Genomic DNA, 22282 nt, shown 5'->3' with positions numbered 1-22282 from the left:
CAAAAGGCGATTGCTTCAAAGTTTTCCAGGCTGAGGGCATCGCCTTTTGTTATACCCCTATATTCGCATTATTTGGTAATAGTGTCAATATGCGTATTCGCATTTTTAGGCTATAGTATCTATTATGAGAATATGGAGGTATGACAGTGCAAAATCGAATCAAACAATTTATTGAAGACAAAGGCATCAGCCGATATAAGTTCTGGCAAGACACTAAACTTGGCAGAGACACTGCTTATCGTCTATGCAATGACCCGAACTATGTACCTACAGGCAGTGTATTAGATAAAATTTGCACTACTTATAGAGTTCAGCCAGGGGAACTTTTAGTTTGGCTACCTGATGAAGAACCATGTCTTGACGTAATTGCCGATAGTCAAATATCTCAAATCGACGACAGGGCAAATATTAATCAGCGTCCTCGTAAAGAATCGAAAGATCAAGCAGATGGAATAGTGCTTCCATTTGAGAGGCAATCAGCATAAAAACGATTATGTCCAAATCAATCCATTTATGTTGTCGCTCAAATGCAACCGTCATCTTAGATGCAACGAGTCTTGCCAAAACAAGCCGTATGATTTATCTTTTTCATCAGCTTTTTGGTAGACATTATTATTCCTTAGCTTTTTTTAAACGCTCAAAATTCTTTCTATTTTTTCTTAAATGAAAGCGATCGCCCGCCGTCCAAGCAAGTGCGATCGCCTGCTCAAATCGTTAGACAACAAAGTGAGCTAAATATAATGCTGACACATTTAAGGTGTAACCCACCAGTTCAGCATCAATGTTCACTTTGGCAATTTGCATTCGTGACCGTCTTCAGCATTTACCAAATAGTGGGCAATTGTCATGCTGACACTAGACCAAGCCGAAACATCAACCCCTAATTACAGCCTGCTCAATGACAGCATTAAAGAAACCTTCACTTCCCTTGACCGCTTCGAGTGGCAGGCCATAGATGAACTTCTGCAAATGCGGGACTCTGAGCTTTACCTTGCGGCTGGCTACACGAATTTTAAAGAATACTGCCAAGCCGAACTGTTAGCTTGGGGAGGTTTACGAAGAATTAACCAACTGTTAGGGGCCAAGAGAGTTATTGATACAGTAGGCGAATTAGGACAGCACATCAAGAATGAACGTCAAGCCCGACCCTTGCTCCGGTTAGTCAAGGAACCAGACAAACTCCGGGAAGCTGTAGCGATCGCATTACAAGAGAACCCTTCACCGAGCGCATCGGATTTTGCGACTGCGGCTCAGAAAGTGGTTCCTCGCCAACCACGCCCACGCATCAAAGCCCCCAGTCAGGAACCAATGGTTCCCAAAAATCAGGAACCATTGGTTCCCCAGTCTGCCAGAGTTACGGTTACGTCACTAGATCACCCTCGTTATGGTGAGGAAGGAACCATTGAGGCAGATCCACCTAACCCAACCCAGCAGATTGTAACTTTTGCTGATGGCGAAAAGTTGCTGCTTAACAATGCTGATTTAAATATCTCAACATCACCACTAGAAAGGACTTACCCCCCAGGATACGCCGAAGCACTCGCCGCACTCGAACAGCAGTACCAGCAGAAAATAGAACGGCTAGAGCAGGAGTTGAGGATTGGTCTACAGTCCGAAGCTAACGCCAAAGCTGAACAGCAAGTACAAGAGCAACTGGCCACTTTACAACAACTGTTTGATCAGCAAAAGCAGCAAAACATCCAATTACAACAGCGATTGGATGAGATGGAAGCTTTCAAACAGTTTAAATATGAGAACCAACAACTCAAGCAGCGTATTCAGGAATTAGAGAACGCAGTACAAGAACACCCCGCCCAGCAGTGGGGGAATACTTTGACCAAGCAGGCAACTAAAGCACTGAACAAAGGAGTTAAGCAAGCTTTAGACAAGACTATTGATCTGCGATCGCTAGCCGTCGAACCACCAAAAGAGAACGCCCAAGAATGTCTCAGACTAATGGGTATAGCGCTTGGTAATCTAGCGACGGCAATGAACAACACTCAAGCGCTGCAAGCTGCGGCTGTGCTTTTGGGGAGTGAACCGACACCAAGCGCGATCGCATATCGAGCCGAGCAGTTGCAACTATTACCCCAAGCTGTGAGTGATATTCGGGCTGTGCTGTCCAAGCCTGGGCGTACATGGCAGGACTATTTGGATGTAGCAAGAGAGTACGAGGTTATCGAGCAGGATTACTTAGCCCAATTGACCCCACAAGAGGTAGAGCTAATCACCGCCTTAGAGAAGGCCGCACAACCCAAAACTATAACCGTAGGTTCCATCGTTGCCCACAATGACCCGTACTTCGCTTTATACAACGCCAGAGGTGAAGTTATTCAAGACTTAGGTGATGATGTCTGGGTGGCGTGGGATCACTGGAAAGACCGAACTGAAAAATCATTCCGACATTCCAAAGACGAGTTACGCCTGTTGTCTGACTAGCAACGACTAAATAGTCCACTCAACAAATGCGGCACGAATACAGTACCGCCGATATTGTCATACTCAAAATTAGGGGAATACTATGACTACAGCATTGAAAGCAATTAAAGGTGGTCAGAAAAACAGCGATCGCCAAAAATCCACAGACGAGAAATCCATTAGACTCCACTGCAAAATCTCGATAGAGGATATCAACTGGGTAAGACAGCAACCGCCTTGTGTGCAGCAGTTATGGCTGGACTCGGTTGCAGCAGAACAATTTGGTGGGGCTGCTCACAAACTGGATACCAATCTAACCTACAAGTCCATGCAAAAAGCAGGTGCGGCATTGACGGCTCAGGGGTTATTTCAATATGAGGAAGTGTTTGGCCGTTTGCCCTCTGGTAGACCTGGGTTGATTGGCTACCGTGTCCGTAATTTGCATGGGTATTACAATCGATTCTATTGGGAGTCGTCCACATCAGGCGAAACTAATTCTTGTAATGAGAACAGCGTCCAAGCCGGGGAGGAAATCAACCACGCCGAACCCAATCAAAACCATCCCGGCGTGGAATCAATCCAACCTGATTTGGAACAATTCCAAAAGAATGGTCAAAAAAGTGAGGATTTGCAAGGCTTCCAGAAACCTAACAACGTTTCTAACAATTCTTTAACTACCTACCAACAACCAACTAAGGTTGTTGGTAAGGTAGTTAGGTCTTCCACGCAAAACGAAAATTCGCACGGTGATGAGACGGCGATCGCATCCTTGGGGGATGCGTCGCCTCAGACCTTGGAAAGCGTGGAAGAAAGAGAAGAGTTACCTGCGGTAACGGACTGCACGTCGCTGGCGCTCGTAGATGATGTACCAAGTCAACCCGCTCCGTTGTTGACAGAGAAGGAGGACTTGGGTGTTGAGCCGAAAGCCAGTCATGAAGGCCATATTTCCGCCGCGCCGGGTGCTTCCGGTTTTGAAAATTCGGTAACGCAAAGTGAGGAACCAGTAAGTCAAAGTCAACCCGCCCTGTTGCTGAGTGAGAAACAGGACTTGGGTGTTGAGCCGAAAACCAGTCATGAAGGCCATATTTCCGCGCCGTCCGCCCCTGAGCCAGAAACACAGCCTGACAAATGGTCAAGTGAAGCGATCGCCCTTCGGTCAAAGGCTCGACCTTGGCGCATGGAGAAATTAAAGATGGCGGGGTTACTCAAGGAAAACCCAGGCTTAGATTTTCTCATGGAGTGCTGGAACGATGACCCCGCTTTGCAGATTGTGATTACGAGGTTAGTGCGTAAGTGTCCGCAGTGGGGTTTGGTTGTAGTTGATGGGGTGTTGATAGAGTGGGAGAGAGAGTAATGCAGTGCGCCAATACCGAAAGCGTTCGTCGCAGACGTTGGCGCAGCCATCGCTGCATGAGCCACAAGATAAATCAGTACAGCCCAGTCAGCAGGAAGTTCAGGGGGTATTGCAACAGTTAAGATAAATTCCTTGTACTCCACAGTTTCGGCTAAACTGGGAGATTCAGCAGACGGTCAAGCGTTACTGGGCGAATGTGCCAGGTGCGATCGCGTATCTCAAGGAGGCATTGCGGACGTGGAAAGAGGTAAAATCACCGCAGGGCGTGTTTTTTAATGCGCCATTCTAAGTTTTTATCCATATTTTATGGTAGTTCAAATTTTTACATTCATAGCATCAAATAGTGCGTATAAGCGTAGCTGATTTAGTTGTATTTAATTTTATTCATAAATCTTCGGATTTTAAATCTTTTGGCATATCTTGATAACATTCCGGTGGTGTCTTTGTCCCTATTAAGGTTGTTACTAAATATTCGTTTTTTTTGAAATAAGCAAAAACAACTGCTGCAATATTAGGATCATTACCTAGAACAATCTTTAAATCTTTGTAGTCATTTATCTTATCTTGTGGACGGTAAGTCATCTGAACTTCATCTTCTACTGCTCGTATAATTACTGCTCCATTCCCTTGTGTGAGATAATTTTTCCAAAAAAAGGCTAGTATAGTGTCTCGCTCATCATTTAATTTTTGTAGGATTCGAGCTTTTTTTTCTTCATTAGGAATGTCGCTGTCTCTTGATTTTCCAAAACCCTTTGTCATAGTTTAAAAATAAGTATTGGTAAATACATCTACTTACTATAACAAAGTAACATAAATGACTGATTTAGCACAAAGCTAAACGACACAACTGCGCTATATCAAGCTGAAACCGCTTATTCTCCTTTAGCATCCGTTGTTCTTGGTTTTGAAAATGCGTTAGCTCAAAACGAAGAACCAAAGCAGCAAAACCAACCCACTCCGTTGTCGGCGGAGAATCAAGACTTAGGTGTTGAGCCGGGAACAAGTCATAAAGTCCATATTTCCCCGCCGTCCACCCCTGAGCCGGAAACACAGACAGACAAATGGTCAAGCGATCGCCGAAAGGTCGAAGGTTAGACCCAGGCGCATGGATACACTCAAGTTGGCAGGGTTATTCAAAGGAAATCCTGGGTTAGATTTTCTAATGGTGTGTTGGCAAGATGACCCCGCCTTGCAAATTGTAATTACGAGGTTTAGTGCGGAAGTGTCCGCAGTCGGGTTATGTGGTTGTGGATGGGCAGTTGATGGAGTGGGAGAGAGAGTAAAACAATGAACTTACAATGCAAGCAATCACTTCATTATTTTAGTAAAATTGTTATTAAATTAGCTTACTTATTTACATGAAAATGTATGAAAAAATATAAAAGTAGTAAAAATAAAAACTATAATTTAATTCAAGAGTTGTTTTTTATAACAATCTCTGAATGCCAAAATAAGCTACAAGAAGGAATTACTTTATATACAGGTAACCCTGATAATCCTAAAAAAGCATTACGCATTTTAGAACAATCAATTAAAACTCTTGAAAGAATAGATGAGTCAAAGTTCGATATAAATGAGAGATTATTATTTCAAATCGGGTACGCTTATTTTTTGTTAGGGAAATATCAAAAAGGTATTAAATTTCTTCATAAATCTTTAACTCTAGCATTAGAAATAGATAATTATGATATGCAAGCTGCGGTTTACCATTGTTTAAGTCAATCTTACCGTTCTATAGGAGAATTTCGCAAAGCTTTAAAATATGAAAATAACTTTTTAAGTATTATTAATAACTATAATATTGAAGGTAAAGCAGGAGCATTAAATAATTTAGGAGAAATTTATATCTTACTAGGAGAATATGATAATGCAATTAAATACCTTGAAGAATCTTTAGATATTTCACAGAAAAACGAATATCAAGTATGTGAGGCTGCTGCATTAAGTAATCTTGGAGATGTATATCAAAATTTAGGGCAACTTCAAACATCTATAAATTATTATCAGAAATCTCTGAACATCGAAAGGAAAATTAATAATCGTCGAGGTGAAGCAGCTTCTTCAGGCGCATTAGGTAATCTTTTTTACCATTTCGGTAAATATGAAGAAGCTATTATTTATTATCAAAATTTTTTAGAAACTTCACAAATAATATCTTATTATAATGGACAAATAAATGCGCTTATTGGGTTGGGTAATAGTTTTTTTGCTATTAATAATTATAATAAAGCTTTTGCTTATTATGATCAAGGGTTAAAAATAGCTCAAAAGATAGGAGATTATCAAGGACAAGCTGATTCATTGGTTGGAATCGGTAATTTTTATATGAAGTGCGAGCAATATAATTTAGCACTTAAATTATATAGCCAGTATTTTACTCTTACGCAAAAAATTAATGACAGAACAGGAGAATCAATAGCTCTTTGTAATATGGCAAATGCTTATTTATTATTAAATCAATTTGAGGAAGCAATAAGATACTATCAAAGGTCTATAACTATTTTTCAAGAAATAGGTGATACTATTTATAAAAGCAAATATTTAAATAATTTAGGGTATGCGTTACTTCAAATTAACAAACTAGAGGAATCTGAAAAAATATTGTATGATGCAATCAAAAATTTGGAAAAAATTCGTTCACAATTAATTAAGGATAGCGATAAAATTTCAATTTTTGAAACTCAGCTATCTCCCTACTTATTACTGCAAAAAGTCTTAATAGATCAAAACAAAATATCTGAAGCTCTAGAGATTTCTGAAAGAAGCCGTACTAGGGCATTTGTAGAATTATTGTCTAAACATTTATCAACGAAGTCTTTAGAATCTATTCAAGCATTAAATTTAGAATTAGAAATTAATCTACCTAATATTAGTACAATTAGACGCATTGCAGAATCACATAAAGCAATAATCGTTGAATACTCAACTTTTTATTTTAAAGAATTTTCCATTTTGTATATTTGGGTTATTAAACCGACAGGCGAAATTTACTTTCGTAATGTAGATTTAACAATGTTAATGGAAGAGAATATACCTTTAGAAGAAATTATAGTAGAGGCACATCAAAGAATTGCTAGTTCCTCCTGGGCGAATGATGCTCAAGCCTTAGCACAGCAGCTTTACCAATATTTAATTCAGCCAATTCATAATTTACTGCCAACTGAAACCAATCAGCTTGTAATTTTTGTTCCAAGCAATCAGTTATTTTTGGTTCCTTTCTCCGCATTGCAGAACAATAGTAATGGCAAATTTTTAATTGAGGAATATACTATATTAACAATTCCTTCTATCATGACCCTGAACTTAACTCTCCAACAAAGAGAAAGACTGAGAAATATATATTCTCAAGAAAAAGAAGATTTTATTAATGCTCTTGTGGTAGGAAATCCAACAATGCCAATAGATAAATACTCTCAACCACCACAACAGTTAAAACCATTATTTCATGCTGAAGAAGAAGCAAATGAAATAGCTTTATTACTTAAAACAGATGCTCTAACTGGCCAAAAGGCTATTAAATCACATATTCTGCAAAAGATGCCTAAAGCGCGACTGATCCATTTTGCTACTCATGGACTACTATATATTAATAAATTAGTAATACCAGGAGCCATAGCTTTAGCTCCATCAGATAACGATGATGGCTTATTAACTTCTAGTGAAATTTTAGATTTAAAATTAAATGCTGAATTAGTTGTTCTGAGCGCTTGTGATACTGGAAGAGGAATAATTACTAGTGATGGTATCCTTGGTTTGTCTCGTTGTTTATTTCTTGCTGGTGTTCCTAGCGTAATATTATCTCTGTGGGAAGTTCAAGATAGTTCTACCAAAGTTTTAATGATTGAGTTTTATAGAAATCTCTGCACAGGCATGAATAAAGCTCAAGCTTTACGTCAAGCTATATTAACAGTGATGCAAGAATATCGTAATTGTCCGAGTATGTGGGCTGCATTTGCTCTTAGTGGAGAAGCTGAATGAGATTTTCATTCTGGGACTTATCCCTCTTCTGTTACTTTCGGGGAGGGTGATCCCTAGAAGCCTCATGAGGCAATCAATACAAACTATACTATAGGAATCCGATTTGATTTCTGAAAAAATCTAAGTATGTGTAGGGTGTGTTAGGCGTAAGCCGTAACGCACCCAAAGTATCAGGGTAGGTGCGTTACGCTGTCGCTAACACACCCTACACATTTAAGTATCTGTTCAAAAATCAAGTAGGAATCCTATATTAGAAAAAGTGACTCTTGTATTATTAGAAAAAAATTGAGCAAGCACTTGCTTTACAAAAGCTCTAGGATTAAGAAATGGTAAATGTTTTTGGAGAGTGACAAAACAGGGGTAATTAATGCCAATACTTTATACTTTTTGTGGTGAGTCGAAGCACACCAGACAAGATACCCCAACAAAAGCAGGTTTGCGAAACGTACCACAACATCACCCGCAACCGCCACGCCCGTGTCAGCGTTGCCGTCCGTGGTAGCGCATGAGATTGTCCACCTACTGCACCATAATCATGGTGATAGGTCTGGGCGGCCCTGTCATGCGTCATGCCTTAAGTGGAGGGGGCGCAAGGGGCAACTGGAATCTTGGGAGGGGCAGATATGATTGGTGGAATAGGTGAGTAAGACTAGAACGATTGCGCTAAGTTACCATATACTTGCTGATGGCTTTATACTTGCAATCTACTTTTTATTTTTGCTACTTTCTAAAATTTGATCTAAAAAACAGTATATTAACGGGTTACAAGCGAGCTTTAGCAATTTTATGATGTAATCACTGTAAATCACTTACTTAGCGTATCAATTAGTAAAGTAAAATTTTATACAAATTCTACCATAAATATTTCTAAAACCAAGTGTTTACAATTTAGTGTTAAATTTATTAGGAAAGTATGCTACTAAAAACTGTTTTTATACGTTTTTATAAATCATTTAATTATGATTATCTTAAGTTTTCTGAATATCATTATGGAAAGATAAATAAGAAGCCTTGGGAAAAAATAAATCAAGAATTATGGTATCCCTATGTAGAAATTCCGATTGATGCACAAATCACAACAGTTGTAGGAGCTAATGAATCTGGAAAATCTCATCTTTTAAGTGCTATTGCTAAAGGAATAACAGGTATCGACTTTGAAGGAACAGAAATTCAAAGACAGGATTTTTGTCGTTATTCAGAGTTATTTACAGCGCAACAGGATAAAATGATGTATCCTGACTTTGGGTTTGAATATACTAATTTAGATGTAAAAGATAAAGATATTATTGTTAAAAATTGTAACACATCTAAAGAAAATCTACATTTTACTAACTTTCTAATATTTAGAAATAACAGTAACGATATTCGTGTATATATACCTAATAAGAAAGAAGTAGATTTAGACCATGACGATTTTTTAGAATTTTCTATTGCACATAATAAAGTTTCAAATCTTCTTAAATTATTACCGCAACCTTTTGAAATTAATTCAAAGACTGCTCTACCAGACAGTGTACCTATTATTAGGTTGATTGAAGAATCTGGAGTTTCTACTAAAGAGTTACCAAAAGAAATTACAACTTATTTTGGAAAACTAGAACGTCAAAAAAGAACTGAAATAACTCAATTAATAGATGATTGGATAGCTCAAGAAAAGAAGAAAGGAAATCAAAAAAATGCTAGTTCATCTGCAAAATCTGATAGCACCAAACCACCAGAAGCTCTAAATAAAATTTATAAAGAATTTTTACCGCAATCTGAAAATTTATCTGAAAAACGCCAGGCTGAAATTCAACTCGCTTATAAATTAATTTGTAATGTAGCTAAGATTGATCCAAAGGCTCTTATTGAACTCGCAGCATCAATGCTGACTGAAAATGAAGGCTTTACACGCGCTATTACCGAACAAATCAATAAATCTTTAGCAGAAAATTTAAATTTTCCTAATTGGTGGGTTCAAGACCAAAATTTTCAATTAGTTATTTCACCTAAAGATTATGATATTGGCTTTGCTATTAAAGATAGAACTGGTTCAGAATATTCATTCCAAGAAAGGAGTAGTGGCTTAAAATATTTTTTAAGTTACTATATACAATATAAATCTCATATTTCTCAGCCTAATGTCTCAGAAATACTTTTAATGGACGAGCCAGATCAATACTTATCTAGTCAAGCTCAACAAAATCTTCTAAAAATATTTCAAGCTTTTGCTAATCCAGAAGATGATAGAAATCCTATCCAAGTAATTTATGTTACTCATTCACCTTTTCTTATTGATAAGAATTATCCAGAAAGAGTTCGTGTTTTAGAGAAAGGTGTAAATGACGAGGGTACAAGAGTAGTTAACGATGCAGCAAAGCATCATTATGAACCTCTCCGATCGGCTTTTGGAGCTTTTGTAGGAGAAACAAGCTTTATTGGTAACTGTAATTTATTAGTTGAAAATATAAGTACCCAAATATTAATTTCTGGATTAGCAACATATTTACGCTCTTTATCTGCTATACCTCCTGAAGAAACTCTCGATCTAAACAATATTACTATTATTCCAACGGATGGTTCTAGTAATATGTTAGCAATTGCTTATTTAGCTCGTGGTAGAGATATAGAAAGACCAGCTATGATTGCTTTGATGAGTAGCAATGATATAGCAGAAGCCTCTAAAGTTAGATTAGTAAGAACCCATCATAAAAAGGCTTTTCTTAATAATGAATTTATACTTCAGATAGGAGATTTATACTCAGAATTTAAAGGAATAAATAGTGAAAAAATAATAGAAATAGAAGATATTATTCCTATATCAATATGCTTAGAAGCGGTCAAAGCTTATTTACAAGAAGTCTATGGGTTAAGTGAGTTTAACTACAAAACTATATCAGAGTATGTTGATGGAGAGATTCGTAAAGGTGCAACAGTATTTAGTGCAATACAAGATGCTTTATTTTTAGAGCATAGTGAACATAGTATTGATAGAGTCGGGTTCGCAAGAAGTATTATTGACTTTATTCAAGGTATAAGTCAAGAACAAATGGAAAATCACCCACATAAATCTGATATAAAAATACTTATTGAGAATTTTAAAGTCTTATTTATTAAATTAAATGATTTACAAAAAAAAGCATTGGATATATTAAGCTTGGAAAGTGTTTCCCAAAAATTGAGCCGCCTAGTTAAACATTTTCTTGATAACAACCCTAATAAAACAAAACGCAGTACAGCAAATTATTTTTTGAAAGAGATAGAACAAAAACTGGATAACAGTAAAGAAAGCGAAGAAATAAGAACTAAGATACAGCAAATACGATCTGAGTTTCAACTTGAATATGAACTAAATAAAGTTGTAGATAACTACAAAATTTTCAGAAATAAATTGGATTTTCTAAAATATATACCTAAAATATCTGTACAAGTAATTCCAAAAGCTGAAAAGGATAATGAAAATAATGAAACTCAAAGCATAGGAGCAGAAAATATTAGTGTAGAAGAGTTAATTCAATCTGAACCTACAAGCAACTAATCCACTCTACAATTATTAGTAATGAAAAAGTTAAATAATTTAAAATAATCCAGTCAAAAAAGGTGATAAGGATAAGTAATTAAATTTTAATTCATTTTTCAGATTCAGACTTAAAAATATTGTACGAAAGATTAGTTGATAATTTTTATAGTTATTAAAACCAATTTAAAAGCATGAATGGTTATAACTGGAGAGACAGTCGAGGAGCAACTCATGGAGAAGAGTGTCGAGAAAAGTTTTTTGAGACTCATTGTAAAATTTGTGGTGCTTACGCTTGGTACTTTCAATGTTTACATGGGTGTAAAGTTTTTTTTCATAAAGTACCTTGGATTCATGGTAATTGGGATGCAAACTGTCCTGCCAAACACGGTAAGACAGATGATTGTTATTACATTATAGATAGCAAAGATAATAGCTTGAACTATAACTTTGATGAAGAAGATAATAGCTTGAACTATAACTTTGATGAAGAAGATAATAGCTTGAACTATAACTTTGATGAAGATTTATAGCGTGAAACTTAGTAAAGTCAAGACTTTCGTGCTTCAACTATATATTGAAAGCCTAACATTTTGTCCCCTCCAACGCTTTTAAATCCCTGGCTACCACTTCCATCGCCGCAATACCACCGACTTCGATAGATTCTACGAAATCCTCACGGGAGGTAAACGGGAAATCCCCTGTTTGCCACAACCCTAAGCGATTGGCATAAGAAAGGTTTGATACTTTGGTCGCACCAGTCGCGGGGACATAGACAACCCTGGCTTTGGGTAGTGCGTTTTGCAACCCCAGCACGACTTACCTGCCTTGAATCACATATTAACCACAAGATGTAATTTTATGTAATATGCTGACTTCTGTCTACAAATAAATCTCGCCGCAATATATATTTCTCAACTAACTCTGTGAGTTAAGTAACGTAACATCCCAAGTATAAACACCTTTTTCTCCCGGCACTCTGGAGAATCGTCCTGTGCGATGACCCCGTGATAATTCATTCATTACACTAGTTTTGGCCTCTTGATATTTTTCTGGTTCTACCTGTCCATATAGTGCTTCCATCACTTGAGTAGGATTGAACACTTTTCCGGGATTTTGTTGCAATAAACTAGCCAGCGCATCAATTAAAAACTTGCCCTCAAATTCTTCCTTCATCGGCGCAGCATTAGCTTTAGACTGGGGAGAAGGTTTTCTATTATTTTCAAGTTGGGAAGAACTACTTTTCTGGTTCGATTTTAGCGATTCTAAATCTATGGTGTAATAACCCGGCTTCCCTGGAACCAAAAACCATAGACCGCTATTTTTCCCCTGAGTTAGTGTTGATTGAACTCTACCTCTAACTATTTTTATAACATCTGGCTCTAACTCATCATAAAGCGCACGTAACACAAAATCCACATGACATATACTGCCTGGACGTTTTTGTAATAACTTTTGTACTGCTTCTATGCGGCTAAGTCCCTTGTATTCATCTCGCATGGGAATTTCCCCCAAAGAACGCGGTTCGTTCTCAGTTTGCTGTGCGTTCTTTTGTTGGCTAGATGTTGTTTGTGGCTGTTGACGTTCGTTTTGGGTGGCTGTTGATGAACTGTTGGTTTCTAAGTTGCCTGTGGCGGTATTCTCCGAACCATCCTCAGTTTCGGCGTTGTTGCCGCCGTTGTCTGATGTCAAGTCGGGGGCAACAGTTGTAGATTCAACGCTAGCTGGATCGTTATTTTCTTGGCTGACAGATGATAAATCGGTCTGCTTGATGTCTGTGACTGGCAGTTGTTCATCAAAATATTCTTCTTGCTCTGCTGGTGTTTGCCCTGTGTCATCCCCAGGAGCTAAAGATAAATCTTCTTGAGTGGGGTTGGATTCTACCGAGACTGTTTCAACTTCACTAATAGTATTGCTATTGTCTAAGGATAGAGATTCCACAGCAATAACATCTGGCTGTGGAATCTCTAGCTGGACATTAGTTTGTTCCTCAGCTTGGGATACATGCTCTGTTTGTACGTTTTGGCCTAAGTTAGTCTCAGTTTCTAAATTCTTCTGGCTGCCATTTGAAGAGTCTTTTCCTTGGGGAGCAGCAGTGACCGCAACAGCCACTTGCTCTGATGGGGAGCGATTGGTCTGTTCGCTTGACCTTGCAGGCCAGTTTGCTAATAACGCTTCTACATGATTGAGGTTATCTTTAGCTTGTGTATATAACTTTTCATACTGTTCCACAAGCGGTGCGTAATAGTCTCGTAATGCTAAGAGTGTGGAGAGGTAGTTTTGCGGCGGAGTCTTTAATGGCATTCTCTATTTCTGTAACTTTAGCCTCACTATTCTGAAAATAACAGATTATAAAGCATTAATCGCCTGGGATTGGGGAGATAGTTGATCTACTCCGAGTTTGGCAAGAGCGCGATCGCGGATGATTTGATAATTTAGCTGTAATGCTAGCCTGAGAGGTTCAACCTTTCTCTCTCAGGCTATTAATTCCCCCAATCGTTGTTCTAATTTTTTGTCTAGTATCTCATCTAACCTATTTTCTACCGCTTCTAAAATTACCTCTAAGGAAAGAGATACTTGTTGGTGAGGTTGTTCCTGCTGCCAACCTACAGCAGTTTGGAGGGCGTTGATCACAAAACTGTTGACACTGGTATTTTGCTTGGCTGCCTCTGCTTTGACTGCTTCATACAATTCTCGATGTCCATCTAGTCGAAGATTTAACTGGAGTCTTTCTTTATCACTCATATTACTAGCTTCTTAACTAGACATCATACTAGCACTAGTCAACTATTGAAGACTATATATAAGCCGAATGTCCTGTTAGAGAGAGCCTTGATCAGAAAAACTCATCAAACACTAGACATATTTACTAGACACTTACTAGACAGAGTGCTAGTATATATCTAGTGGTAGTGAGAGATATTACTTACCAAAACTAATCAAAAAGGCGATCGCCCTGTTTGCGAGACTACGCGATCGCCTCTCCACCAAAACCAGAAAGGAAATGATGATTATTAAAACTTTAGCACCAATTTATAGTACTGCTCAATACCCAGTTGCACCCATGCAGCAGAACAAAAGGTAGAAGCGGCGTTTGATGCCTGGAGCGAGGAGCTAAACAACGGACAACTGCTTTGGTATCCGTTGGGGCCTTCCAAAAATCTGACTACACACAATCACGCTCTTTTCAGGACAAACAAATATGTCTTCAGATATCTTGCGTCAAGAAATTGACGGCGTAGAATATTTCACCATCGCCAGCACTGGGGAATCAGGAATGAGCCAAAGGGGATTGTCTCGTCTGTGTGGGGTGCGGCTGAGTACCGTGCAAAATCTCTTGAAAAACCTGACCGAAAATAAAGCCCCACTTTGGCTTCAAAACCTTGTAGGAAGCGACTTGTACCTGACCGATAGCACCACTGTTAAGGGAGGAGAAACCACGCCAGTTAAAGCCCTAGTTTGCTGGGGCATATTACGATACTATGAGCGCAAAGGTAGACTCCAAGCCTCTAGAGCTTTAGATGCAATTGGTGCAATTGGTATCAACAGTTTTATTCAAGCCAAAACAGGATGGCTACCACAGCAATATCAATCATCACGTCAGCAAAGGCAAGAACTTAGTCGCATTCTGGAAACCCCCCAGCCTTGGACAAAAATGTTTGAAGTAGAGTTTGAGGAAAACCTCGCACGCTTAAGCAAGCTGCACAAAAAGCACATCAAAAACGGAAAGTATTACTGGGAATTTATTTATCAGTGGATGACTCCAGAGGAAAAAGTCAAGCTTGATCTGGTTAATCCTGTACTCACCAATGGACGTAGAAAGTACAAAATACATCAACTGCTCAATGAGGAAACAAAACAAAGATTAACCCCACATATTACTTCTGTTTTGGTGCTGATGAAGTCGGCAAATTCAGTAGCAGAACTGCGGCGCTTAGTGCAACGTCAATACGGCGTAGATCAGCCTAACTTATTTGATGGCTGGAAATTTGAATAAGCGCCCATCACATTTGATTTGATACTTAACAGAACAATTATTTAATAGTACAATTGTTCTATAAACTGGAAAATCGCTCAATCAAAGTCAAACACACTCAATGCTTCTGACTCAATTGCTCAGAAGCATTTTGTTGATGCGATCGCACCACAACTATTTAGGAAAGTCCACATCGCTCTTGTAAACCCTAGCCCTGGGCTTGGCCTTCTTTGCAGGCGCGGCGGCAGACTTCTTCGGAGCCTGGGGCGGACGGCAGATTTCACAATACAGAGGACGTGGCCCAAACGTTTCGCGGCTGGTCATTTGTTCGCATTGCTTACACACGAAGTTGAATGTGCGGGTGTGAATCGTGCGTTTGTGCGCTCGGACAGTGTACTCTCTGACTTCGATTAATTTGCTGGGCATTGCTGGTTTCAATTGATTTACTTTTTTGGATCTTAGCTTTTAGTAACGAGATTTCAACGGCTATGCCAAAGCGAGAGTGAAAAGCTAACGGGAAAATCTCATTATGATTACAAGACAAATTTATGATTCCATCTTTGTTGCTGTTTGTGACGGCAGTCAAAGAGAGTGGACTGATGAACAAAAGACTGTAGTTTTAAGTCATCCCGAACTGATGAACCAGTTGCAAGGATGGTTTGAAAATAGCCTCAGTGATGGCTGCTGGCATGATGCTAATTACGATTTGGTCAATAGTTTATCCCCATCTTCTCTACGTGATGAGGAAGAAAAAACATACATACCTTTTTAGGGGGCTTTGTCAGAGCAGGCGATCGCGTGAGTTGAATATTCACGCGATGGCGTTCCGCGCATAGCTTCCCTACGGGACGCTCCGCGAACGCTGATCGCCACAAATGAAAACGGCTATGCCAAAGCAATATGAGGTAACAGTGCAACGCTTCACTCTCCCAACATACGCACTTTACGCTCCCAGATAAAAAAGGCTGCGCCAAAACATGATGAGAGTTGCAACGCCTCACCACATTCAACCACCTTTGGAGTTAATCATGGACATTCAAAATATCCTTAATATCGCCATTCAAGTAATCGTTATGGGTTTCGTATCGTTGATGCTGTTTGACTTTGCCGATAGACTTTGGGGTGTACCGATGCCCCCGGCTTCCTGGCAACCACCAGTGATCGAACCAGCCACAGCACCACAGCCCAACCCACAGCAGGAAATCCCACAACTATCTCCCGCGTCCGCACCACAGTTTGAGGAGATACCTGATCCCTGGTTAGAGCCAGCGCCAGTAAATACAGTTAGCGCACAATCAGTCATCGTCCCATTCCCCACATTAAGGTTGTTGCCACCAGCCAAAGTACAGCCGAGCAAACCCAAGCGGAAGAGAGCGAAATCGTCCTCTAAATCTCCTAAATCTCCTAAATCCCCTAAATCCGCCTCTACTCCCAAGCGCCAGTCCACCAAAACACGCACTCTTACTGCTTAGTCCCAAGAATTTATGAGCGATCGCCCCGACCTCGCTTCACAGGAGCGATCGCCTTTCCCAACTAACACTAATTAATGGAGTTAACCATGAATATCACTTCAAAGATGGCTATGTCGATTGGGATACATTTGCTATTCCAAATGCACCGACACGAAATTCCCGAAGATACTCGCCTGTACCTGGAATTAGCCCAGGATTTGAGATTTTTGGTTGACTGGGAAATTGAGGGGGAGCAGTTAGTACTCACTTTCTACGAAGGTACTCAGAAGTGTCTTAATGTTCGTGCTAGGTCTACTTTTGAGTATCTAAAAGAACAGGTCGAGTTCTTCTATCGGGCGATTTTGGGAATATAGCCCCGCAAGCTAGCTAGAACTTTCTCTCCACAACAGGTTCTAGCTCAATTCACTTTAACACAAAGGATTTTTTATGCAACTATTAACCGCATCCATCCGCGAACAATTGCCTGCATTGTACGCGCAGGAACATTGTTCAGACGCGATCGCATATGTCAAATTCTTCATGCCCAGCAGTGACATGACTTGGTATGCCACCGAGTTCGACGGTGAGGATACATTCTTTGGATTGGTGCAAGGGCAGGAAGAAGAGTTGGGCTACTTTAGTTTGAGCGAATTGCAAGAGGTTCGCAACCGTTTCGGCTTGGGCATTGAACGGGATTTAAGTTTTGCACCCACACCATTGTCGAAGCTTCGACGTGAAAAATGACCGTAGTCTCATCGCTCTTGAGCGCAAGGTAAGTCTTGTGGCTCAACAGCGATAGTTTTTTTTGAAACGGCTACGCCAAAACAAAGTGATGTATTGATATATATAGATATGGTCAGCCTTATCGCCACACAAGGCAATCTGTTTGATATACAAACAGTCCTCGACTACGGGCAATCAATTCTCAGCGTTGCAACTGAACTCACCAAATCACTGATTGAGCAACGGGCTATCTCCACCAAAACAATCCAAACCCAGATGAATCGCCACTTCCACGGCACGGCAGCAGAAGGAGCATGGCAGTGGAAGGACGCATACGAAGCGGTGGAAGTGGCAGCAATTCTGTACTTGCGTCACTTGGGATTATCCACCAATCCACTAGAACAGTTGCAACTGATTGAAAGTCTTTGCCCCACGCACACCCGCCGCAGCGAGGAGCAATTGCAACTTCAGCAGTTCTCTACGCCGTTATCTCTGGCGTATCTGGTTTCTGTAGCTGGACAAATCACACCTAATGATTTAATGCTGGAGCCATCAGCCGGAACTGGGGTATTGGCTCAGTTTGCTAAACTTCAGGGCGCGAGTTTGATGCTTAACGAAATCTCGCCCGACAGAAGCAAAATCCTTCGGCGGTTGTTCCCTGGCGTTCCGTTGTTCTCTGTTAACGCCGAACAGATTAACGATTACTTAGCTGGAAAGACTCAGCCGTCTGTAGTGCTGATGAACCCTCCTTTCTCGGCATCACCCAAAATCAACAGCCGCAACCCTGATGCTACACCACGGCATATCAACTCGGCGTTACAGAGACTTAGCGATCGCGGACGGTTGGTAACAATTTCTGCTAACTGGTTTTCACCAAACAATGCAGCTTGGCGAGATACTTTCACCAAGATGCAGGAGAAAGCAACAGTAGTGCTTTCGGTCGGTATCAACGGCAAGGTGTACTCAAAACATGGTACGCAGATGGATACCCGCCTGACGGTGATCGATAAAGTTCCGGCGACTGACTCACAGGAAATTCCTTGTATTAGCGACACCGTTGAACTAGCGGAACTCGCAACGCTGATTGAACAACTGCCACCGCGACTACTGTGGGAACGAATTACTCCAACTGCTCAAACCGGAGTATCAAAAGCGATTCGTTTAGATACTGTTAAGTCAAAATCTCAATCAGCACTAGTTACTCAAGTATTAACTCAATTTCAGGATGTTGCACCTCTAAATTATGAGGTAGTTGATTGGGCTGCTACTGAGGGTTTAAAGGATACACTTTATGAAACCTATCGCCCACAGCGAATCAGAATCAAGGACGCTTTACCCCATCCTTCCTTACTTTGCGAAAGTGCAGCACTAGCTCTAGTCTCTCCCCCGGCTCCCGTATACAAACCACATCTGCCTCGGCATATCGTTACCCAAGGTTTGTTGTCAGAAGCACAGCTTGAAAGCGTCATCTACGCAGGTCAGGCTCATTCTGAATATCTATCAGGGTCATACTTGGTAGATGATTCATGGGATAATATTACAGTTGCCGCAACTAGTGAAGAAAACGCTGTTAGATTTCGTCGCGGCTGGTTTCTCGGTGATGGGACGGGCGCGGGTAAGGGTAGACAATGCGCTGGTATTATATTAGATAACTGGTGTCAGGGACGACGCAAAGCTATCTGGGTATCGAAAAGTGCCGCACTAATTGAGGATGCCCGACGCGATTGGTGTGCTATGGGTGGTAATGAGAAAGACATTATCGACCTCAGTAACATTAAACTTAGCGATCGCATACCTTTCACTGAAGGCATTCTGTTCTGTACTTACTCAACTCTGCGCTCTCAAAAGAACGGCAAAAGTCGGCTTAAGCAAATCATTGAGTGGGCTGGCAAGGACTATGAGGGTGCGATATGCTTTGACGAGTGCCATTCTATGGGGAATGCAATGGCAGTTGAGGGAACACTCGGTTTGGTGAGCGCATCACAGCAGGGTATTGTTGGGCTGCGGTTACAAAACGCATTACCTCTGGCAAGGGTTGTTTATGTCTCTGCAACTGGAGCCACTAAAGTTTCTAACCTCTCCTATGCCAATCGTCTCGGACTCTGGCAAACTGGGGATTTCCCGTTTTCTTCGCGTGAGGATTTCGTAGAATCTATCGAAGTCGGCGGTATTGCGGCGATGGAGGTAGTCGCTAGGGATTTGAAGGCGTTGGGGTTGTATCTGGCGCGATCGCTATCATTCGATGGTGTCGAGTACGAGATGTTAGAAATCGAACTCACTCCTACTCAAGAACGTATCTATGATAGCTATGCCGATGCCTTTCAAATCATACACAATAACCTGGAGAAAGCCTTAAAAGCCTGCAACATCACTGGTGCGAAAACTTACAACCGTGCTGCGAAAATGAGCGCGATCGCTCAATTTGAAAGTCACAAACAGCGTTTCTTTAATCATTTACTCACGAGCGTGAAATGCCCACAGTTAATTAAAGCAATTGAGAATGATTTAGACCAAGGCAATGCTGTTGTAATTCAAATAGTTTCCACCAATGAGGAATTACTCAAGCGCCGACTGGGGGAAGTTCCCGCAGAGGAGTGGAAGGATTTAAACCTTGATTTAACACCAAGGGAGTATGTTCTTGACTACTTGGTGAGTGCGTTTCCCGTACATCTGCATGAGATTCATTCATCAGCTGAAGGTGAAGAACGTTCCGAACCAGCTTTTGATGCCGATGGTTCTCCGATTGTTTCATCTGAAGCTGTGGCGTTACGAGATGCGCTAGTCGATAAGTTAGCAAGTCTTGACCCAATACCCGGCGCATTAGAGCAACTACTTTGGCACTTTGGTCACAAACAAGTGGCTGAAGTTACCGGACGCAGTAAACGAGTTCTCAAGGATGACTCTGGACGGCTGTTTGTGGATTCTCGTGGTAGTGGTGCTAACATCGCGGAGACTACAGCATTTATGACGGGAGACAAGCAGATTCTCATCTTTAGCGATGCTGGTGGTACTGGTCGTAGCTATCACGCGGATCTCAACGCTGTGAATCGGCGGCGGCGATCGCACTATCTGCTGGAAGCTGGTTGGAGGGCTGATAATGCGATTCAAGGGCTTGGGCGATCGCATCGTACAAACCAAGCATCAGCACCAGTGTTTAGACCTGTGACTACTAATGTGCGCGGTGAACGCCGATTTATTAGCACGATTGCTAGACGGCTGGACAGCCTGGGCGCACTGACGCGGGGACAACGCCAAACTGGTGGAAATGGCATCTTTGATACTAAGGATAACCTTGAGTCTCAGTACGCAGAGTATGCACTGTATGAATTGTTCAAGCAGATATTCCAGGGTCGGTTTCATGAAGTGCCTTTGGGGAAATTTGAGGAAATGACTGGACTATCGCTAACATCTCACGAAGGCGGGATGAAAATAGATTTACCACCGTTGCGACAATTTCTCAATCGGTTGCTGGCTTTGCGAATCGGGATGCAGAATGTCATATTCGAGCGCTTTGAACTGCTATTAAGTCAGCAAATTGAAACTGCGATCGCACATGGTATCTACGAGATGGGTGTAGAAACTCTGCGTGCTGAACGGTTCATAATTGAAAGTAGTCAAACAGTATATACTCACCCTGCAACTGGTAGCGTAACGAACTATCTCAAGATAAAACGCACTCAAAGGAATAACATCAGAACGGCTGCTGAGATGCTGGATTTTGCTGCTAAGTACCTTGGACAACTCATGGTAAATGATAAGTCTGGTAACGCGGCTGTGTCAGTGCCAACTCATAGCGTGTTTGATGAGCAAGGTGGTGTTATACCGCGAGTTCTGCTCGTCCGTCCACAGAAAGAAACCCGTATGCCAGTCGAACAATTAGAGTCGTCAACTTGGCGGACTGTTTTGACTGATGCGTTTGTTGCTGCATGGTCAAAGGAAGTCTCAGAACTACCTCAGTTCACTATTGACCATTTACATCTAGTCACTGGTATTTTGCTGCCTATCTGGAAAATTCTCCCACAGAAGAACAGCCGGGTCTTTCGCTTGCAAACAAGTGATGGCCAGAAGATTTTGGGGCGGGTTGTTCATGCGGTAGACATCCAAACAGTCACAGAACAATTGGGCTTGAAACAGAAGCTGCTTTCTCCACAAGAGCTAGTATCTCTGGTACTTAACGAAGGTTACTCGCAGCAATTGCCTGGAGGCGTGACTTTGCGTCGTTCCTTTATTGCTGGTGAGCCTCGCTTGGAATTGGTCGAGGCGATATCACTGGCTGACCGGCTTGTGGCTGTTGGATGTTTCACTGAGATCATTCAATGGCGCAAGCGGTTGTTTGTGCCAACTGGCATAAGCGCTGCTAGTGTACTAGCGGCGGTGATTAGGATTCTTGTGTAATCAGAGCAAAGCGATGTGGTTTTCACGTCGCTTTGTTTTTCTAAAATTTTGCTAGGCAAGGACTTCATCGGGTATTTTCGTCTGATACTCGTAAACTCGCTAATGATGTTGCCGCTCTCATCGCTTGATTTGCATTGGTGTTAAAGAAAATAATGGGTATAATTTATGGCTTAACAATTATTTGTTCGTAAATATAGCTAAATCTAGCTATATTTTTGGCGTTGCTGATCAAGATATGAATTTGTCTCACGCAAAGGCGCAAAGGCGCTAAGTTACAAAGAAAAAGGACGGTCATTTTGCGATTTCATATTCTAATTCAGCAACGCCATATTTTTTATGGGAATAGTTGTGTTGTTGATCTTGATCGTTTGGGCAGTCGTAAACTTTGTTGGGTTATGCTCGGTTACAATCTCATTTATTAGTTGCCACACTGTACCAGGATAACGAAATATTGCCATTATCGGCGCAGTTTTTATCCCCGCATTTCTCCT

General features: G+C 40.9%; 21 protein-coding genes. 15 read left to right on the top strand and 6 right to left on the bottom strand.

Annotation, left to right across the window (positions count from 1 at the left end):
- The first annotated feature begins 146 nt into the window (after positions 1-146).
- The 5 genes from H6G83_RS29025 to H6G83_RS29010 all read left to right on the top strand — a co-directional run bounded on the left by H6G83_RS29025 (position 147) and on the right by H6G83_RS29010 (position 4048).
- Entirely contained in the window at positions 147-485 is a 339-nt protein-coding gene (locus H6G83_RS29025; RefSeq protein ID WP_190478560.1) for a helix-turn-helix domain-containing protein, read from the top strand.
- A gap of 361 nt (positions 486-846) precedes the next feature.
- On the top strand, positions 847-2439 hold the full coding sequence (locus H6G83_RS29020; protein ID WP_190478558.1) for a hypothetical protein: 1593 nt from the start codon (positions 847-849) through the stop codon (positions 2437-2439).
- 82 nt (positions 2440-2521) lie between these two features.
- On the top strand, positions 2522-3772 hold the full coding sequence (locus H6G83_RS29015; RefSeq protein WP_190478556.1) for a hypothetical protein: 1251 nt from the start codon (positions 2522-2524) through the stop codon (positions 3770-3772).
- A gap of 4 nt (positions 3773-3776) precedes the next feature.
- On the top strand, positions 3777-3899 hold the full coding sequence (locus H6G83_RS36075; protein ID WP_277876450.1) for a hypothetical protein: 123 nt from the start codon (positions 3777-3779) through the stop codon (positions 3897-3899).
- 5 nt (positions 3900-3904) lie between these two features.
- Complete coding sequence (locus H6G83_RS29010) at positions 3905-4048, top strand: hypothetical protein (protein ID WP_242044903.1); 144 nt, start codon at positions 3905-3907, stop codon at positions 4046-4048.
- Between the two features lie 108 nt (positions 4049-4156).
- Here the strand turns inward: H6G83_RS29010 and H6G83_RS29005 are convergent, their stop codons facing one another.
- Positions 4157-4531: a hypothetical protein gene (locus tag H6G83_RS29005; RefSeq protein WP_190478554.1), complete on the bottom strand. Its 375-nt coding sequence runs from the start codon at positions 4529-4531 to the stop codon at positions 4157-4159.
- A 229-nt stretch (positions 4532-4760) separates the two neighbouring features.
- Between H6G83_RS29005 and H6G83_RS29000 the strand changes: the two genes are divergently transcribed.
- The gene (locus H6G83_RS29000; RefSeq protein WP_206759007.1) at positions 4761-5063 is read left to right on the top strand and encodes a hypothetical protein; all 303 of its coding nucleotides are present in this window, start codon (positions 4761-4763) and stop codon (positions 5061-5063) included.
- 77 nt (positions 5064-5140) lie between these two features.
- Positions 5141-7750 carry a CHAT domain-containing protein gene (locus H6G83_RS28995; protein ID WP_190478551.1) on the top strand — a complete coding sequence of 870 codons (2610 nt, stop codon included), beginning with the start codon at positions 5141-5143 and terminating at the stop codon, positions 7748-7750.
- 364 nt (positions 7751-8114) lie between these two features.
- On the opposite strand, the gene H6G83_RS35625 is transcribed toward H6G83_RS28995, so the two are convergent.
- The gene (locus H6G83_RS35625) at positions 8115-8321 is read right to left on the bottom strand and encodes a hypothetical protein (protein WP_242044901.1); all 207 of its coding nucleotides are present in this window, start codon (positions 8319-8321) and stop codon (positions 8115-8117) included.
- Positions 8322-8663: 342 nt separating this feature from the next.
- On the opposite strand from H6G83_RS35625, the gene H6G83_RS28985 reads away from it, so the two are divergent.
- Together H6G83_RS28985 and H6G83_RS28980 are read left to right on the top strand one after the other, a co-directional pair.
- Entirely contained in the window at positions 8664-11267 is a 2604-nt protein-coding gene (locus H6G83_RS28985) for an AAA family ATPase (protein ID WP_190478548.1), read from the top strand.
- Between the two features lie 173 nt (positions 11268-11440).
- Positions 11441-11779, top strand: a complete 339-nt coding sequence (locus H6G83_RS28980; RefSeq protein WP_190478546.1) for a hypothetical protein — start codon at positions 11441-11443, stop codon at positions 11777-11779.
- 52 nt (positions 11780-11831) lie between these two features.
- On the opposite strand, the gene H6G83_RS28975 is transcribed toward H6G83_RS28980, so the two are convergent.
- From H6G83_RS28975 to H6G83_RS28965, 3 genes are all read right to left on the bottom strand, one after another.
- The gene (locus H6G83_RS28975) at positions 11832-12062 is read right to left on the bottom strand and encodes a strawberry notch-like NTP hydrolase domain-containing protein (protein ID WP_313937307.1); all 231 of its coding nucleotides are present in this window, start codon (positions 12060-12062) and stop codon (positions 11832-11834) included.
- A gap of 102 nt (positions 12063-12164) precedes the next feature.
- Complete coding sequence (locus H6G83_RS28970; protein ID WP_190478544.1) at positions 12165-13550, bottom strand: hypothetical protein; 1386 nt, start codon at positions 13548-13550, stop codon at positions 12165-12167.
- A 171-nt stretch (positions 13551-13721) separates the two neighbouring features.
- Entirely contained in the window at positions 13722-13991 is a 270-nt protein-coding gene (locus H6G83_RS28965; RefSeq protein ID WP_190478542.1) for a toxin-antitoxin system HicB family antitoxin, read from the bottom strand.
- A gap of 457 nt (positions 13992-14448) precedes the next feature.
- Here H6G83_RS28965 and H6G83_RS28960 point away from each other — a divergent pair, with 457 nt between their 5' ends.
- Positions 14449-15243, top strand: a complete 795-nt coding sequence (locus H6G83_RS28960) for a P63C domain-containing protein (protein ID WP_190478540.1) — start codon at positions 14449-14451, stop codon at positions 15241-15243.
- Positions 15244-15396: 153 nt separating this feature from the next.
- Here the strand turns inward: H6G83_RS28960 and H6G83_RS35620 are convergent, their stop codons facing one another.
- Complete coding sequence (locus tag H6G83_RS35620; RefSeq protein ID WP_242044900.1) at positions 15397-15648, bottom strand: hypothetical protein; 252 nt, start codon at positions 15646-15648, stop codon at positions 15397-15399.
- A gap of 103 nt (positions 15649-15751) precedes the next feature.
- On the opposite strand from H6G83_RS35620, the gene H6G83_RS28955 reads away from it, so the two are divergent.
- From H6G83_RS28955 to H6G83_RS28935, 5 genes are all read left to right on the top strand, one after another.
- Entirely contained in the window at positions 15752-15994 is a 243-nt protein-coding gene (locus H6G83_RS28955; protein WP_190478538.1) for a hypothetical protein, read from the top strand.
- A gap of 205 nt (positions 15995-16199) precedes the next feature.
- Positions 16200-16694 (top strand): hypothetical protein, encoded by a 495-nt coding sequence (locus H6G83_RS28950; protein WP_242044899.1) that lies wholly within the window; start codon positions 16200-16202, stop codon positions 16692-16694.
- A gap of 86 nt (positions 16695-16780) precedes the next feature.
- Entirely contained in the window at positions 16781-17047 is a 267-nt protein-coding gene (locus H6G83_RS28945) for a hypothetical protein (protein ID WP_190478536.1), read from the top strand.
- A gap of 73 nt (positions 17048-17120) precedes the next feature.
- The gene (locus tag H6G83_RS28940; protein ID WP_190478534.1) at positions 17121-17417 is read left to right on the top strand and encodes a DUF2958 domain-containing protein; all 297 of its coding nucleotides are present in this window, start codon (positions 17121-17123) and stop codon (positions 17415-17417) included.
- A gap of 108 nt (positions 17418-17525) precedes the next feature.
- Positions 17526-21791, top strand: coding sequence for a strawberry notch family protein (locus H6G83_RS28935; protein ID WP_190478532.1), 4266 nt, complete (start codon positions 17526-17528; stop codon positions 21789-21791).
- The last annotated feature ends 491 nt before the right edge of the window (positions 21792-22282 follow it).

The sequence above is a fragment of the Anabaena azotica FACHB-119 genome (genome assembly GCF_014697625.1).
Lineage (GTDB): Bacteria > Cyanobacteriota > Cyanobacteriia > Cyanobacteriales > Nostocaceae > Trichormus > Trichormus azoticus_A.
Note: the sequence above shows the minus strand (reverse complement) of the source record. Positions and strands in the feature narration are given on the sequence as shown.